This window comes from Mediterranea sp. An20, assembly GCF_002160055.1.
Taxonomy (GTDB): domain Bacteria; phylum Bacteroidota; class Bacteroidia; order Bacteroidales; family Bacteroidaceae; genus Bacteroides; species Bacteroides avicola.
Genome location: NZ_NFJV01000025.1, coordinates 13,599 through 28,989, shown reverse-complemented (window position 1 = coordinate 28,989; position 15,391 = coordinate 13,599). Strand labels below are relative to the sequence as shown.

The window sequence follows — 15,391 nt, the reverse complement described above, 5'->3', positions numbered from 1 at the left end:
CCATCTTCTCATATCGCATACCTACTCTCAAAAGACATCGATTTCATCCATCGCCAGGGTGGCCCGTTTGTGTGTGCCACTCTGTGTGATGCGTATCTGTACGGGTAATTCCGGTTTCAGTTTTCCTACTTTGCATTTCACTTTGTATTTTGTGAAAGGGGCGGCTGTCTCTGCCGCCGGAGGGGTGACGCTTCCTGCCGGTTGTTCTCCCTTTTGCCCTATCTCGATGTGGGCAGGCAGCAGGATGCGCCAACGCGGGGCGGAAAGCAACGAGAACTCCAGCAAGTCGCCGCTTTGCAGGCTGCCTGCGGGCACCTCCAATACTAATTGCTTTGCCGAGTTGATGAGCCAGCCTGTGTGATAGTCGGTGGGTAGGGCGTACTTCCCGTCGGTCAGCAGGTTGAGGTCGGTATATCGCCGGTCCAGCTTGCTGCCTGCTGCCAGCTGGACTTGGTTGAGTTTGTCGGCAGGGGTGGCATTTTCTGCCATCAGCTTTCGCCAGCCGTCTATGTAAATATCCAACCGTCCGTTGGCTTCGCGGTAATGCTGCATGTTGTCGAAAGCTTCGTGTCCTTCCAGCAGTTCAAGGCAGTCGGTTGCCTGGCGGGTATCGTATTTTCCTTGCGGCCGGCGCATCAGTTCCAGGCGCGTGAATTGCAACGCTGTGAGCAAACGGTTGAGGCGGGTACGCTCTTCGTCCTTGGCTTTCTTTGATTTCCGGTCCAATTCCCCGATGAAATCAGTGAATTTTTCTTCGTCCAACCAAGCTTCCACTGCATCGCCTATGCCTCCGTAGAATGGTAAGGTTGCTTTGCCCCGGCGGACTTCAGCTTCCCAGTCCAGGTAATGTTCCGTCAGAATCTCGCCTGTTACGGGATAGAAATGCTGCAGATAATGTGCGGCACATGAGTCCGTGGAGCAGTCCGGATTGACCAGCAGGCAGGAGAGGACGTAGGTCTGTACATCGTCCATCGAGGTATAGTCGTTGCCGCTTCCATTCAGGAAGATGCCTTTCACGCCTAAGCTGCGCAGGTGGCGCATGCGGTCTTTCATCAGTCCGAGGCAAGGGTAGGGTGTCAGGTAATCGTCGAAGTTGCGCATATAATCCCATACGTAGATGCGCGCGGTGACTTTCTTCCATTGTTCCAGCAGCTTCTTGAAACGCCGTGCCTGTGGGCTTTTACGGAAGTCGGCCTTTAGCGGTATGTCCATAGCACTGATCATGACTCCCGCATTGGCGGGCAACGGGCTGGCAGGTGCGTTTAAAGTAGTCAGGTAGGAAGAGGTGAAAAACAAGTGCTGCGGGAAGCGTTGTGCAAGCCGTTCCAGCAACCGGGTCACGGCGGGTGTGGCCGTCTTGGGAGTATTGCCGGCGCGGGTACAGGCAAGACAAGTGCATACGATGTCATTGTCTTGTGGCATGAGCATAAAGCGTGTCCCTTCCTTTTCGCTGAATTCATCGAGGATAAACTGCTCTATGGTGCGATACAGCCTTTCCGACGAGAAGCAGAACTGGTCGGCAAGGTGCTTGCCTTTCACCTGGGCCTGTGCATCCTGTGGCACTTCACCGCCGAAGAGCTTGTGCAGGTTATGTCCCCACAGCCCCCAGTCGTAGTCGGGGTTGTGCGATGCAGTGATGGGCATCAGTTCGTTGTCAGCATTGGAGGGAGTGTAAAGTCCCCGGTATTCAAACGCAAAGTCACCGGCCTGGGCCTCATTCATGTTCAGCATGGCAGGAGGCAGGTCGGGGGCACTGATGCGGTTGTCGTCGTGTGCGGCCGCTGCCATGAATTGGTAAAGCAGCCACAACATCGCCTCATTGTCGCGGGTGGTCAGTGTGAGCCTGTTGTTGTGGCGGTCAATGGCATAGGCGTGTGCGGCGTCCGGGTCTGTGCCTACCACAATGTGCAAGTTGTTCTTGCCTGCAGGTTCCCCCTGGCGGATAATGCCGGTCCGGCCCGTGCGACGGTTAAGATGATTATAAAGATACTCTGCCCAGCGCTCCCCGCCGTCTGTACCGTCTGATACCACGCAGTAGCTGTCGTAGGCATATAAACTCCCCGCCTGCGTCTTTGTGCGCGAGCAGGAAGCAAACAGCATCAGCAACAGGGTGGCGAGGCACAGGCCTGTGCGGCAAGGTTTAGAAGTGTATCTGTAACTGTACATATATATTATACAAATTTCTGTAGCTGGTTTCCAGATAATCCATGAAGTCAGAATATCCGCCTTCGCGTGCGTTCACCTGGTTATAGAAGGTGTTCCACGTTCCTAACACCCCTACCGAGATGTTCTTGTTTATCATGTAGCTGCCTCCTAATCCCACCATGGTGTTCATCTTGCTGAAGGTTCCGGGCATGGCGTATTCAATCAGTCCCGCTTCGGGTGCGCTGCCTATGCTTCCCGTGAAGTAGACATTGGTGCGTCCGTCGTTGGTGGGGAAGAACTTCACTTGCGTGGCTGCATTGACAAAGAGCTTCTTGTTGAGTAAGAATCCGTCTACCTTGCCGCTGACACGCACCTTGTCCCACGACTTGGCTGCGCCTATGCCTGCGCTCACCAGATGGTGCTTGGTCTCGTTCCAGTGGTCGAAAACCCAGAATCCTTCGGCATTCGGGTCTCCTTCGGGCTGTTCCCAGGCAAAGCGTTTGTCATAGAAGCGTATCTTGCGATATGAGGCATGTACATCCCATTCCACATCCTTGTTGGTGGTATAGGTAACTTGTGCGGTGGCAGAGATCTGCGGGAAGTAGCGGCTGGCCCATGCGGCGTTGGCCATTACACTCCACTTGCGCGAAAAGTAGTGTGTCCACTCCCCTTGCAACTGCACGCCCACGCCGCCCGGTACCTGGTCGGTAGGATCTTCGCCTGCCGCGCTGCCGTCGCGTCCGGCGTAATAGATACGTCCGGTGACGTCGTCGTGCTTCAGCTTGCGGGTATAAGCGGCTGTTGCCACGGAGTTGATGATGTCTTCCTCGCCGTAACGTCCCTGCATGTATTCCAGGAACACCTCATTCTTGTAAGAGCGGCTTTGCAGTCCTTCCAAGTGACGCCTGTGGCTGCGTCGTTCTTCGGGTGCAGGCTTGTATTTGCTCTGATACACGTAAGCCGAGTCATACTGTTTCAGCGCCTCATGTGCCGTTCCCTTGGCCAGCATCAGCGACGGGTTGCTTTCGTCGAACAACAGGGCTGTGTCGGCCACGGCCAGAGCTGTTTCCGGGCAGTGCTCCTTCAGCAACTGATAAGTGCGCAGTTCGCTGTTCTCCGAGAAAGCGCCCACCAGTCCTGCATTGTCGGGATAGGTATCCAGGCTCGGGCGAACCAGATCGATGGCGCGTTGGAACTGCTTCTGGCGGCAGTATGAGGTAGCCTGTTTCACGATGAAATCAGTCTCTTCCGGATAGATGGCACGGGCCGAGGCGGTGTAGCGGTCGAAGTCGTCGTGCCTTCCCAGCAGGGCCGACATGTTGATGGCATATTGCAGTCCCTCCATAGAAGACGGGTTGACCTGCAGCAGCCGTTCACTTTCCATCAGCGCCTTGTGGCTGGCTCCCTTTTCGATAAGTTTCTTGATGTAGGGGATAGCCGTTTCTTCGTAGGCTGAGGCATATAAGGCACGCTCTCCCAGTTTGGTGGTGTCCTGCATGGCATCGGCCAACAGGTGCAATGCCTCATCGCCCCGCCCCAGCTTGCCGTACACGTCGGTCAGTTTTACCAGATAAGTGGGTTCGTCCGGGTTGTTGGCATGCAAGGAGTCGAGTGCTTCCAAGGCGTTGTTATAACGTCTTAACTCATAGTTACAGGCAAACACCTTGTTCCAGGCAGATGCTCTGATGATAGAATCCTGCGCCCTGTTGGCTGCTGCCGTGGCGTAGGGCAGTGCTTCCCCGTAGAAACGGTCGGCCATCAGCTTGTCGGCTTCGTTCATGCGTAGCAAAGCCAGTTCGTTGGCTATCTCTGCGTCCGTTGGATTCAGGTCATATAGCGTTTTCAGTGCATTGTATGCCTTGCCGGTATTTCCCATCCGGCGGTAGACCACATATTCCTTATAAAGCAGTCCGGGCAGTTCTCCTCGTTTCTTTTTGGCTTCAGCCAGGTAATAGAGTGCATCTTCGTCATACCTGCGCAGAATGGCCGTATTCATCATGTAATCCAGTGCCTCGTCACTCTTGGAATTTTCGTACACTTTGCCGTAGAGTACGTATGGGTCGTTCATGCGGGCAGCGTTGGCAGCTTCTGCCATCAGGCCGTTGTAGAAAGCTGCCAGTCGGCTGCTTCGGTTGAACCGCATGCGTTCTTTGACAAATGCCAGTGCTTCGGCGTACCGCCCTTCACCGGCCAGGATTCCTGCCCGTTTGGTAATGAGGTCGGTGCTTCCCGGCAGTCGTGACACGCCTTTGCCCATCACTTCCAGGGCTTCGGTGGTATTGCCTTGCTGGAGCAGCAGGTTGCTCAGATAGAGGTAGTAAGTAGTGCTGTCCGGCATCAGGTCGACCAGTTCGCGCAAGGCGTCGATGGAGCCGGCTCGGTCTCTGATTTTGTACAGCCGGTAGAAGTTTTCTTCCACCCCATAGGCATATTCGCGGCTGACGGCTGTGTCGTTGGGGTAAATCTGGTGCAGCCGTTTCAGCAGGCGGTTAGCCTCCACATGGTTGCCCTGCAGGCGGTACAGTCCGATTTTCTTTTTCCACAGTCCCCGCCAATAGGGATTGATTTCCAGCAGTTCGTTGACGTAGCAGATGGCGCTGGAGTAGTTCTTGGTTTCTTCCTCTACCTTGATAAGCAACTGTTTGGCACGTACATTATCGGGATTATCCCGTACGGAGATAATGAGATAGAACCGTGCCTCGTCATAGTTCTTCTTCTGGTAGTAGTACTGGCCGTTCAGCTCGTTCAGGCCGGTGACTTCAGGGAATTTCTCCAATCCTTGGTCCAACAGCTGTTTGCCTTCTTCCCATTTGCCCTGTTTGAACATGCCGCGTACAGTAACCTCGTAGTAGTCGGGTGTACGGAGTCTGTCGTCGTCGGTTACGACGTTGGCTGCATAGAGGCTGAGGAAGCAGATGAATACAGCTATAAAACTGAGTAGACAACCATTCCGTTTCATGCTGCCACCTCCTTTCCTGAATTGATTTCGGGTGATGACTTCTTTTTCTTGTCGGTGCCTTTCCGTCGCATCTCACCCCATACCGCCTTGGTATTTACCAGATAGTTGAAATATCCTTTGATAGAGAATAAAACAATAAGCGGATGATAAAGGAACGGCTCTAATAAAGCTGCCCCCAGCACCCAGAAGTAGGATGTGACCTTGCGGAAGGAACCTCCCGTGATGTAGTCGTAGAACATGACTACCAGCGACAGCACGATACAGAATGTGTAGATGGCTAAGAAGATGACGAGTGCCGCCGGCCAGTTTACTACACCGGTAAATGCCTGGTAGATGAACGTGATGAATCCTACGAATTCTATGATGGGAGCAATCAGCTCGAATATGAACTGGTAGGGCATGGTGATAAGCCCCAGTTTCTTATAATTCTTGTTCAGCAGGAAGTCACGGTGCCGCACGAAGGTCTGTAACAAGCCTCGTCCCCAGCGGACACGCTGGCGGTAGAGTGTGCGTACGCTGCTCGGCACTTCGGTCCAGGCACAAGTGGCAGGAATCTGTACCACGCGGTACTTGCGTTTGAAGTCGCAGCAGTAACCTACCATGCGTATGAGCATATCCATATCTTCTGCGAAGGAGTCTGAGCGGTATCCACCTGCGGCAATGACAATCTTTTTGTCGAAGAGTCCGTATCCACCGGACACGTTCGGCATGGCGTTGATGGTAGACCATCCCATTTTTCCTACCAGGAACGAGCGCATATATTCCAAGGTCTGGAAGAGGGGAGCCGGCATGTGTGGCGGCCGTGCTTTGACAATCTGTCCGTTCTCTATCTTGCATCCGTTGGATACGGCCATGATGCCGCTGACGGCGATGACACTGTTGTCTTCCAGGAACGGCATGATACATTGCAGGATGGCATCGTTTGCCAAGATACAGTCTACGTCTGTATTAATAAAGTAGGAATAAGAAGAAGCATTCAGTCCTGCATTGACAGCATCGGCCTTGGTGCCTCCGTTTTCCTTGTCCACCACGATGAGGCGGTGATATTCCGGATTGGTAGATTTCAGCAGGCGCCGGTAGGGCTTGGTATGTATGTGTTCCACGTAAGCAAAGGGCACCTCTACCAGCTGGAAGTTTTCGATAAGCAAGTCCAAAGTCTTGTCTTTGCTGCCGTCGTTCACGATGATGACTTCAAACGTGGGATAGTCCTGTGCCAGCAGTGAGCGGGCATTGTTGACGATGGTGCGCTCTTCGTTGTAGGCCGGAGCGATGATAGACACACCGGGAGTATAAGGGCTTTTGTCTATGACATATTTGGCGTAGGGAGTAAGGTGGGCATTCTTGCGGCGCAGAATACCTATTTCGGCCAGCCACATCAGGATGACATACGAAACGATAAGCCCCATGGAGTAGAAGAAAATGGCGTATCCGTAGAAATAGAATATCAGGTCTTTCATGGCGCGTCATTATTTATGATGGGACTTTCCACGTGTTGAAACAGCAGCTGGTCTTCCCTCTTTGCCTGTGCTTTGAGCCGCAGGAAAGAAGTCTGCCCTTTGGCTCCCGACAGCCAGAGGCAGCGCAAGGCTGTACGCCGGGTGTAGTCGGATGCTGCTTTCTCGTAAGTTTCCGTAAAGAAGGGGATGCTTTTTCCGGATTGTATTTCCAAGAGTGCGTGCAGGATGCAGCGTCGCAATTGTTCCGTCTGTTTATGGTAGACTTTCTTCATGCCTTCTTCGCCAGCCTTGAATTTGCGTATGCCCATGCTGACAAATGCTGCCTCACGGTAAGCGAATTCGTGCGCGTTGAAGTATTGGAACAAGAATTCCATGTCGTTGTCTTTTCCCCAGTAAGCTACTTCCCTTATGAAGAAGGCCACCAGGTCGGTGTGTTCCATTTTCTGGAGGAGCGGCAGGAAAGAGGGTACCGGTTTGCCCGCGTCATTGATTTTGAAAAAGACTTCGTGCATCTCCATCTTGTCCCAGATGCTGAATACGGAACGGGTCAGGTCGGCATGTTCGAAGAAATAGAACGGGTCGATTTGGCTGTTGCCCATATAATACAGGCGTGCTGCCCGGCGAAGCCTTACATGCTTATTGTTGAGGAGGTGTGCCATGGTGCTGTTGGGCAACTCCATGTTGGTCAGTCTGACTGCCTGGATGACCCGCACTTTGTTGGCTTGTTTGCCTTCGGCAAGTCGTTTCTCCACATAGTCATTGATGCCGACCAGGCGCATGGCACGCTGGATGTTGGTCAGGTTGGGGTTGAGGGTATTGGTATGTGTACTTACTTCAATGAATATGTATGTCCATTGGCGCAGTTCCCATCTTTTCCATTTCTTGGGCTTATAGTCAATACGGCGGCTGATTTCATCGGTCGGCAGGTTCTCTGTTTTCGCCAGACACACATCAATCAGCTTCTCCAGGTATTGTTTTCGCAATTCGTCGTATTTCTTGCGGTTTCGTCTGCGCAGGTAGATGTCTACGCTCATGGTAATCACCAGCAGCAAGAATCCCAGGCAGCAAACAATCACCACTCCGTAGGATACTCTTACTACCCACGGATAGCCTGCAAACAAGTGCTTGTAGAGGTAGAAATAATACAAAGGTACGTTCCATCCCCAAATCTCGTACCGATTACCAAGGGGGGAGACTTCACTGTCGCTGTCACTGTCTGCGTTTCCGGCATCTTCGTCTTCGGAAGAGGCACCGGTCATTTCTTGCGCAGCAGTGTCATGGGGTGACGAGGCATCCGCAGGAAGAGGCGTGGCAAACGTACAGACCGTTGCCAGCAGGAGTATGATACATCCGTTCCTTTTCATGGACTACTGTGTGCATAAACATGTTAGTAAGAATGGGGTTATATATAGTTTGTTTTGTTTGCTTCTTTCAGTATATCAGTCCATCCGAAAGCGGATGTGTCGGTCGGGAGGAAAGAACTTGTATGAGCTTTCTTCTCCTATTGGCTTGCAAAGTTAAAGACAACAAAACTTTACACGCTATGATTCTGCGTCAAAATGATACAATAATAAACCATCTGGCGGGATTTATGACAATAAAGGTCCGTTTGTGGCTTTTTTTTATCAGATTGAGGTCGAATGCCGCAGTTCAGTCAGTGTCATGCCAAAATCATCTTTGCACAATTTCATCAGATAATTGGGAGTCAGTTCGTATTTGTCGGCGATTTCTACGATGCTCAGTTCCGTTTGCAGAATGTCGTGCAGGATGTCTTCCCGGCGTTTGTTTGTAAACCATTCTTTGGCACTCATCTGGAAGGTTTCCTTAAATTTTCGGTTGAGTGTGCTGGGTGGAATATGCAATATGGTGGATAAATCTTTTACCCGCATGGTGTTGGAATAGTTCTTCAGCACTTTCTCGCGGAAATCCAAGTTGCGGCCGAGCAAGGGAGCAAAAAGCGAGGCAATTTCTTCGGGTGCGTACAGGTGTTCTATCAGAATCAGAAGTATGCTGATTTTGTGGCTCAAGTAAGTGGAGTAGGCGTCCGGACGAATAGCGGGAAGGGCATTCAGCATCGAACAGGCCTCTTCTTCAATCAGATGGCGGATAGGCAGAATGAATAAGGGAGAGGCAGTGGCGGTGGAAGCCGGGCAGTACTGTTTCAGCTTGGTAGGGAGTTGGAACCGTTCGACCGGGCACGACAGTAAGGTGGCCGGTTGCATGGCATGGGCGTGGAACTTTTCTCCCACGGGGATAAAAAACAGACTTCCTTCGCTAATAACTTGTCCGTTATTCTGATTGGATATGTGAATAACTTGTAAGGAACCTTTTAATAAGAAATAGAGGGTAGAGGAGGAGTTGCCCACTTGGCTCAATACTTCTCCTGCTTCCAGGCGTACGCGCTCCAATGGAGGTTCTTTTTTGGCGTTGAAATCATTTGTTTTGCTGTCTTCTGCTGTCGGATGGTTCTTTCCCTGTTCCGTTCTTCTGCCCATGGCATTCATTTTTTTTGTTTGTTTTGTTGCTTGGTGGCACCTGTCCCGGTTGGACATTTGTCTCTTTGTTTGTTTTGTTTGTGCAAAAATATCCTATCTTTGCTTATCTTCAAAATGAATGCTTTGTTTTTCTGGGGGATGATAAGATTTTTTTATAAGTATATGGCAAAATGGAAAGACTCTTTTGCGTAAATGTCTTCACTTGGGAGATGTTGGAGAGTTTCAGGCGTGTAGATATATAAGAAGTCTGCTTCCAAGGCATTAGAACTTTCTTTCTTCTACCTTGAAAGCAGACTTCTTATATATAGCGTATTTCGCTCCGTAAGCTCCAGTTGCAGTTGTGGCACCAGTGCCCTGTCTTGACTCCGCTTCCGGCTGTCGGAGGCAGGAGAATTGCTCCGGTGGAATCAGTGTTTTTGGCTATCAGTGTGCCTCTAACCAGTTCTTCCCCCAGCCGCAGTCTGCTTTCAGCGGCACTTGCATGGGGCAGGCCTTTTCCATCTCTTCGAGGACAATCTGCTGCACGCGCTCCTTTTCTTCGGGTAGCACACTGAAGTTGAGTTCGTCGTGCACCTGTAGAATCATCTTGGATCGCAGTCCTTCGTCCGTGAACCTCCGGTAGATGCGTGCCATGGCCACTTTGATAATATCTGCCGCACTGCCCTGGATGGGAGCGTTGATGGCGTTCCGTTCGGCATATCCGCGCACGGTGGCGTTGCGTGAGTTGATGTCTGGCAGGAAACGTTTGCGGTGGAAGATGGTTTCCACGTAGCCCTGGCTGCGTGCCACTTCAATGCTGCGGTCCATGTAGGCTTTTACCTGCGGGTAAGTGGCAAAGTATCCGTCAATCAGTTCTTTGGCCTCCTGCCTCGACACGCCCATGCGCTCGGCAAGCCCGAAGGTGGAGATGCCGTAGATAATGCCGAAGTTGGCAGTCTTGGCTTTGCGCCGCATGTCTGGTGTCACTTCGTCGATATTGATTTTGTATATCTTGGCGGCAGTGGCGGCATGTATGTCGTTGCCGCTGCGGAAAGCTTCAATCATGTGCGGGTCGCCACTGAGGTGTGCCATGATGCGCAACTCTATCTGCGAGTAATCGGCAGAGAAGAATTCGCATCCGTCGTCGGGGATGAATGCTTTTCGGATTTCCTTGCCGTCGTCATCGCGTACAGGGATGTTTTGCAGGTTGGGGTTGCTCGAACTGAGTCGGCCCGTGGCAGTGACCGCCTGGTTGAACGATGTGTGTATGCGGCCCGTATGCGGGTTGATGAGCTGTGGCAGTGCGTCGACGTAAGTGCCCAGCAGTTTTTTCAGGCCGCGGTGTTCCAATATCCGGCCTACCACGGGATGTTTCGTGCGCAGGCTTTCCAGCACCTCTTCGGAGGTAACGTACTGGCCTGTCTTGGTCTTCTTGGGCTTGTCGGCAATCTTCAGGTGGTCGAACAGCACCTCGCCGACCTGTTTGGGCGAAGCGATGTTGAATGTTTCTCCGGCCAGTCGGTATATGTCTTCTTCTATCTCTTTCAGTCGCGTGCCGAATTCCCGGGAGGTCTGTTGCAGAGCTTCTGTGTCGATGCGCACACCGTTGGTTTCCATGTTGACCAGCACGGGTACCAGCGGCATTTCTATGTCGTAGAATAATTGGGCGCAGTGCTGTTTTTCCATTTCTTCTGCAAGCACGTTCTTCAGTTTGAGGGTGACATCGGCATCTTCGCAGGCGTAACGGTAGACCTCGGCAGGCGGTAGGTCGCGCATGGACTTTTGCCCCTTGCCTTTGGCGCCGATAAGCTGGTCAATGTGTATAGTGCGGTAGTGCAGGTAGATTTCTGCCAAGTAATCCATGTTGTGACGCAGCTCCGGCTGGATAACGTAATGAGCCAGCATGGTATCGAACAATGGGCCTGCCACATGTATGCCGTAGTTTTTCAGTACAATCATGTCGTACTTGATGTTCTGTCCTACTTTCAGGCTATGTTCATTCTCGTAGAGGGGACGCAACAGGTTTACGGTGGCCAGTGCTTGGTTACGGTCGGCGGGGATAGGTACATACCAGGCGCGGTTTTCGGCATCACTGAAGCTGGCGCCTACCAGTTCTGCTTCCATCGGTTCGGTGCTGGTGGTCTCCGTGTCTATTGAGAGAATTTCCGATGTAAGCAACTTTTGAACTAATTGGCGTATTTCCGCTTCGTTTTCAACCAGTTGATAGTCCACCTGTATGGTTTCTAACGTGTCGAGATTCGAATCTTTCCCATTGTCCGTCCCCTCGCCCGGAAAAATCGCAAACAAATCGCCTTGGGTGGGTGCGGTGCGGGGACTTTCTTCAGCCTGGGCAAAGAGTGGTCCGGCCAAAGCAGTGCCGGACAGTGGGGTAGAGGTTGGCTTACCCAGCACGCGGTCGATGAGGGAGCGGAATTCCAGTTCGTCGAAAATCCGGCGCAAGGCATCGGCATCGGGTTCTTCGCGTACCAGGGCATCCATGTCCAGCTCGATGGGCACATCCGTCTTGATGGTAGCCAGGAATTTGGAGAAGCCGATTTGCTCGCGGTTGCTCTCAACCTTGGTCTTCAGTGCGCCTTTCAGTTGATCGGTGTTTGCCAAGAGATTCTCGATGCTTCCAAACTGGGCGATGAGTTTCTGGGCTGTTTTTTCGCCTACTCCCGGGCAACCGGGGATGTTGTCCGAAGCATCGCCCATCAATCCCAGCATGTCAATGACCTGGCGCGTGTCGCTGATGGCGAATTTGGCCTTGACCTCTTCCGTCCCCATTTTCTCGAAACCGCCTGTGTGTTTAGGGCGATACATGTAGACACAGCCTCCCACCAGTTGTCCGTAGTCTTTGTCGGGCGTCATCATATAGGTAGTGATGCCGCGACGTCCTGCCTCGGTGGCCAGCGTACCGATGACATCGTCTGCTTCGTAGCCCGCAACTTCCAAGATGGGGATGCGGTAGGCGCGGATGATGTCTTTGATGACAGGCACGGAAAGGCGGATGACTTCTGGCGTCTCTTCACGTTGGGCTTTGTACTGCTCGTAAGCCTCATGGCGGAAGGTGGGACCGGCGGGGTCGAAGGCCACGCCGATGTGTGTGGGCTGCTCTTTCTTCAGCACTTCTTCAAGCGTGTTGACAAAGCCGAATACGGCCGAAGTATTGAAACCTTTCGAGTTGACCCGCGGGTTTTTGATGAGGGCATAATAGGCCCGGTAGATGAGCGCATAGGCGTCCAGAAGGAAGAGTTTTTCGGTTGAATTCATATAATAGTCCTTTTTTTTATGGTAAAAGTACAAAAAAATACGGTATTAACCGTTTTATTCGTATTTTTGTGCCACAAATTACGTATATGGACCGTTCATCTTTAATTAATGCACCGATTATCGGGGAGATGGAAGACTTCAAGCGGCTGTTCGACAGTTCGCTTTCCAGCTCCAACCTGTTGCTGCAGCATGTCATCGAGCACATCCGGCACAAGACGGGGAAAATGATGCGCCCGATGTTGGTATTGCTTTCTGCCAAGCTGTTGGGGGGCGAAGTCCGTCCCGCCACGCTTCATGCGGCTGCCGCGCTGGAGTTGCTGCACACGGCCAGCCTGGTACACGACGACGTGGTGGACGAGAGCACGGAACGTCGTGGACAACTGTCGGTAAATGCTGTATTCAATAACAAAGTGGCTGTGCTTAGCGGCGACTTTCTGCTGGCTACGGCGTTGCTGCAGGCTGCGCAGACCCGTCATATTGACATCATCGACTTGATTTCTGTTTTGGGCCGCGACTTGGCGGACGGGGAGTTGCTGCAGCTTTCCAACGTACAGAACAGGGAGTTTTCCGAAGAGATTTATTTCCAGGTCATCCGCAAGAAGACCGCCATGCTGTTTGCCGCTTGTACCAAGGCTGGTGCCCTGTCGGTGGATGCGGACGAAGAGAAGACCGAACTCCTGCGTCTCTTCGGGGAGTATATAGGCCTCTGCTTCCAGATAAAAGATGATATCTTTGATTATTTTGACAGTAAGGAGATAGGCAAGCCCACGGGCAATGATATGCTGGAGGGCAAGCTGACCCTGCCGGTTCTCTATGCCCTCAACAGCACGCACGATGCCGAGGCTACGGCCATCGCCCTGCGTGTGAAGAATGGCAAGGCCACACCCGATGAAATCAGTCGTCTTGTGGCATTTACCAAAGAGAAAGGTGGAATTGAATATGCGCAGGAAGTGATGGATGCCCACCGCCAACGGGCATTGTCGCTGCTCGATGGCGTGCCCGACTGCGAGGTGAAGAGGGCGTTGCAGGCGTATATCGACTACGTGGTGGAACGGGAAAAATAAAAGAAGGTCGGGTGGAGGCAAGCCTTTAAAGGCTGCCGTCGGATACAGACCTTCAAACAGCGAGTTCCGGGAGACGGAGCGTGGAAAGCATTCACGCAACCGATACCCGGAACTCGCTGTTTTTTTTGTATGCTACTGCCTTAGAACCATTTCGTTTCCTTGCCCAAAATGTCGCTTAGCAGCAGGTTGGCCAGGCGGCTTGTGCCCAGACGGAAGTAGAAGTTGTCCAGCCATTCTTCACCTAAGATTTCCTTCACCAGCGTATAATAGGTGAGAGCATCTTCCACCGTGTTCAGTCCGCCGGCGGGTTTGAAGCCGACACGTCGTCCGGTCAGCTCGTAGTATTCCTTGATGGCTTGGCACATCACGTAGGCGGCTTCCGGCGTGGCGGCTGGCTGTTGTTTGCCCGTGCTGGTCTTGATGAAATCGGCACCCGCATACATGGCCAGGATAGAAGCCTTTTTGATGTTTTCTGCCGTGCGCAAGGCTCCTGTCTCCAAGATGACCTTCAGGCGGTGCGTCTTACACGTCTCTTTCAATTCCTCGATTTCATCGCACATTGCTTCGTAATCGCCCGCCAGAAACTTACCTACAGGGATGACGATGTCTATCTCTGTGGCACCTTCGGAGAGGGCCAATGCCGTTTCGGCAATCTTCACCTCTGGAAAGGTCTGCGACGAGGGGAATCCGCCCGATACGCAGGCTATCTGGACATCCTCCACCTCAAGCGTGTCGCGCACGATTTCCGCAAAATTGGGGTAGACGCAGATGGCAGCCACATTCTTCAGATCGGGAAATTCCTCGTCGAAGCGGTTGACATTTTGCGTGAAGCGCATCACGCTTTCGTCGTTGTCTTCGCAGCGCAGGGTGGTGAGGTCTATGCAGCTGAAGAGGAATTTCTTTACTTCAGGCGTATTGTTCTCTGCCCGTTTTTTCTCGATGATTTCAGCCGTTTTGGCGGCTACTTCGGCGTCGCTCAGCCGGGTTTCATACTTGGCCAGTGCGGCGTCATACTTGCTCAGGTTACTGTCTTTCGTTTCCATTTTCTTTCAGTTTAGGGTTGTTTATGTGTCTTGTCCGGTCGCGGTTCGTTTTCTTTTCCAAGGTGCGGCGGAAAGCCTCGGTCAGGTCGGTTCCGGTCTGGTTGGCGAGGCAGATGAGCACCCAGAGCACATCGGCCAGCTCTTCTTCCACATTGTCTTTCTCGCCGGGTTTGAATGACTGGTCGCCGTAGCGGCGTGCCATGACCCGGGCCAGTTCGCCCACCTCCTCGGTCAGTACGGCCATGTTGGTCAGTTCGCTGAAGTATCGCACGCCATAGGTGCGTATCCAGTTGTCTACTTGCTGTTGTGCTTCTTGTAAGGTCATATTGGTACAGGTCTCGTGAATGGTACGTTCTATTCTTTGTTTTTTGTATCCATGCAGATGGTGACCGGGCCGTCGTTCAGCAACTCCACCTGCATGTCGGCTCCAAATTCGCCCGTGCCCACCGGTTTTCCCAAGGCTGTGCCGAGGTCGCGGCAGAACTGCTCGTAAAGCGGGATGGAGATTTCGGGCCGGGCGGCGCGGATGTAGGAAGGACGGTTGCCTTTCTTGGTCGAAGCGTGCAGGGTGAATTGGCTGACGACCAGGATGTCGCCGCCATAGTCCAGCACAGAACGGTTCATCACTCCGTTTTCATCGTCGAAAATACGCAGGTTGACAATCTTGTGGCAAAGCCAGTCGATGTCTTCCTGTCCGTCGCCTTCTTCTATGCCTACTAAGATAAGCATGCCCTGTCCGATGGCCGATTTGGTCTGCCCGCCAATGCTGACAGAAGCGTGGCGCGTACGTTGTATCACTACTCTCATGATTTTGCTTGCTATGGTTGGTTATCTTTTTGCAAAGATACGAATCTTTTTTGGTTTGTCTGTGCTTGGCGGCTACTTAAACTCCCGAAAGCGGATTTCCAAGCGCTTCGGAGCCGATTCCTTCGCGCTTGAAAGCGGCGTTCTAAAGGCTTTGAAGCACAGCCCTTGT

10 protein-coding genes are annotated in these 15,391 nt (G+C 52.4%); 1 reads left to right on the top strand and 9 read right to left on the bottom strand.

All coding sequences use genetic code 11. The features are described from left to right. Positions 1-27 precede the first annotated feature (27 nt). From B5F34_RS13115 to polA, 6 genes are all read right to left on the bottom strand, one after another. A complete protein-coding gene (locus B5F34_RS13115; RefSeq protein WP_239448956.1) occupies positions 28-2,166 on the bottom strand; it encodes a DUF4838 domain-containing protein in 2,139 nt (712 codons plus the stop codon). Then, a complete protein-coding gene (locus tag B5F34_RS13110) occupies positions 2,141-5,104 on the bottom strand; it encodes a tetratricopeptide repeat protein (protein ID WP_087339844.1) in 2,964 nt (987 codons plus the stop codon). Before B5F34_RS13110 ends, B5F34_RS13115 begins: the two co-directional genes overlap by 26 nt. Next, positions 5,101-6,561: a glycosyltransferase gene (locus B5F34_RS13105; RefSeq protein ID WP_087339841.1), complete on the bottom strand. Its 1,461-nt coding sequence runs from the start codon at positions 6,559-6,561 to the stop codon at positions 5,101-5,103. The genes B5F34_RS13110 and B5F34_RS13105 overlap by 4 nt, the downstream gene beginning before the upstream one ends. Continuing rightward, positions 6,558-7,925, bottom strand: coding sequence for a hypothetical protein (locus B5F34_RS13100; protein WP_087339838.1), 1,368 nt, complete (start codon positions 7,923-7,925; stop codon positions 6,558-6,560). The genes B5F34_RS13105 and B5F34_RS13100 overlap by 4 nt, the downstream gene beginning before the upstream one ends. Positions 7,926-8,186: 261 nt before the next feature. Further along, positions 8,187-9,056, bottom strand: a complete 870-nt coding sequence (locus B5F34_RS13095; RefSeq protein WP_162609337.1) for a helix-turn-helix domain-containing protein — start codon at positions 9,054-9,056, stop codon at positions 8,187-8,189. Between the two features lie 423 nt (positions 9,057-9,479). Beyond that, on the bottom strand, positions 9,480-12,308 hold the full coding sequence (gene polA, locus B5F34_RS13090; protein WP_087339945.1) for a DNA polymerase I: 2,829 nt from the start codon (positions 12,306-12,308) through the stop codon (positions 9,480-9,482). 86 nt (positions 12,309-12,394) lie between these two features. On the opposite strand from polA, the gene B5F34_RS13085 reads away from it, so the two are divergent. Continuing rightward, positions 12,395-13,372, top strand: a complete 978-nt coding sequence (locus tag B5F34_RS13085) for a polyprenyl synthetase family protein (RefSeq protein WP_087339832.1) — start codon at positions 12,395-12,397, stop codon at positions 13,370-13,372. A gap of 140 nt (positions 13,373-13,512) precedes the next feature. Here the strand turns inward: B5F34_RS13085 and deoC are convergent, their stop codons facing one another. The 3 genes from deoC to dtd are packed head-to-tail and all read right to left on the bottom strand — an operon-like array spanning position 13,513 to position 15,222. Next, positions 13,513-14,415 carry a deoxyribose-phosphate aldolase gene (gene deoC / locus B5F34_RS13080; RefSeq protein ID WP_087339828.1) on the bottom strand — a complete coding sequence of 301 codons (903 nt, stop codon included), beginning with the start codon at positions 14,413-14,415 and terminating at the stop codon, positions 13,513-13,515. After that, on the bottom strand, positions 14,396-14,740 hold the full coding sequence (locus B5F34_RS13075) for a nucleotide pyrophosphohydrolase (RefSeq protein ID WP_087339825.1): 345 nt from the start codon (positions 14,738-14,740) through the stop codon (positions 14,396-14,398). Before B5F34_RS13075 ends, deoC begins: the two co-directional genes overlap by 20 nt. Before the next feature lie 29 nt (positions 14,741-14,769). After that, positions 14,770-15,222: a D-aminoacyl-tRNA deacylase gene (gene dtd, locus B5F34_RS13070; RefSeq protein ID WP_087339822.1), complete on the bottom strand. Its 453-nt coding sequence runs from the start codon at positions 15,220-15,222 to the stop codon at positions 14,770-14,772. Between the last annotated feature and the right edge of the window lie 169 nt (positions 15,223-15,391).

Excerpts from the sequence above, each read along its gene's own strand:
- dtd (WP_087339822.1), bottom strand. The coding sequence starts at position 15,222 with ATGAGAGTAGTGATACAACGTACGCGCCACGCTTCTGTCAGCATTGGC.
- B5F34_RS13115 (WP_239448956.1), bottom strand. The coding sequence starts at position 2,166 with ATGTACAGTTACAGATACACTTCTAAACCTTGCCGCACAGGCCTGTGC.
- B5F34_RS13105 (WP_087339841.1), bottom strand. The coding sequence starts at position 6,561 with ATGAAAGACCTGATATTCTATTTCTACGGATACGCCATTTTCTTCTAC.
- B5F34_RS13095 (WP_162609337.1), bottom strand. The coding sequence starts at position 9,056 with ATGGGCAGAAGAACGGAACAGGGAAAGAACCATCCGACAGCAGAAGAC.
- deoC (WP_087339828.1), bottom strand. The coding sequence starts at position 14,415 with ATGGAAACGAAAGACAGTAACCTGAGCAAGTATGACGCCGCACTGGCC.
- B5F34_RS13085 (WP_087339832.1), top strand. The coding sequence starts at position 12,395 with ATGGACCGTTCATCTTTAATTAATGCACCGATTATCGGGGAGATGGAA.
- B5F34_RS13110 (WP_087339844.1), bottom strand. The coding sequence starts at position 5,104 with ATGAAACGGAATGGTTGTCTACTCAGTTTTATAGCTGTATTCATCTGC.
- B5F34_RS13100 (WP_087339838.1), bottom strand. The coding sequence starts at position 7,925 with ATGAAAAGGAACGGATGTATCATACTCCTGCTGGCAACGGTCTGTACG.
- B5F34_RS13075 (WP_087339825.1), bottom strand. The coding sequence starts at position 14,740 with ATGACCTTACAAGAAGCACAACAGCAAGTAGACAACTGGATACGCACC.
- polA (WP_087339945.1), bottom strand. The coding sequence starts at position 12,308 with ATGAATTCAACCGAAAAACTCTTCCTTCTGGACGCCTATGCGCTCATC.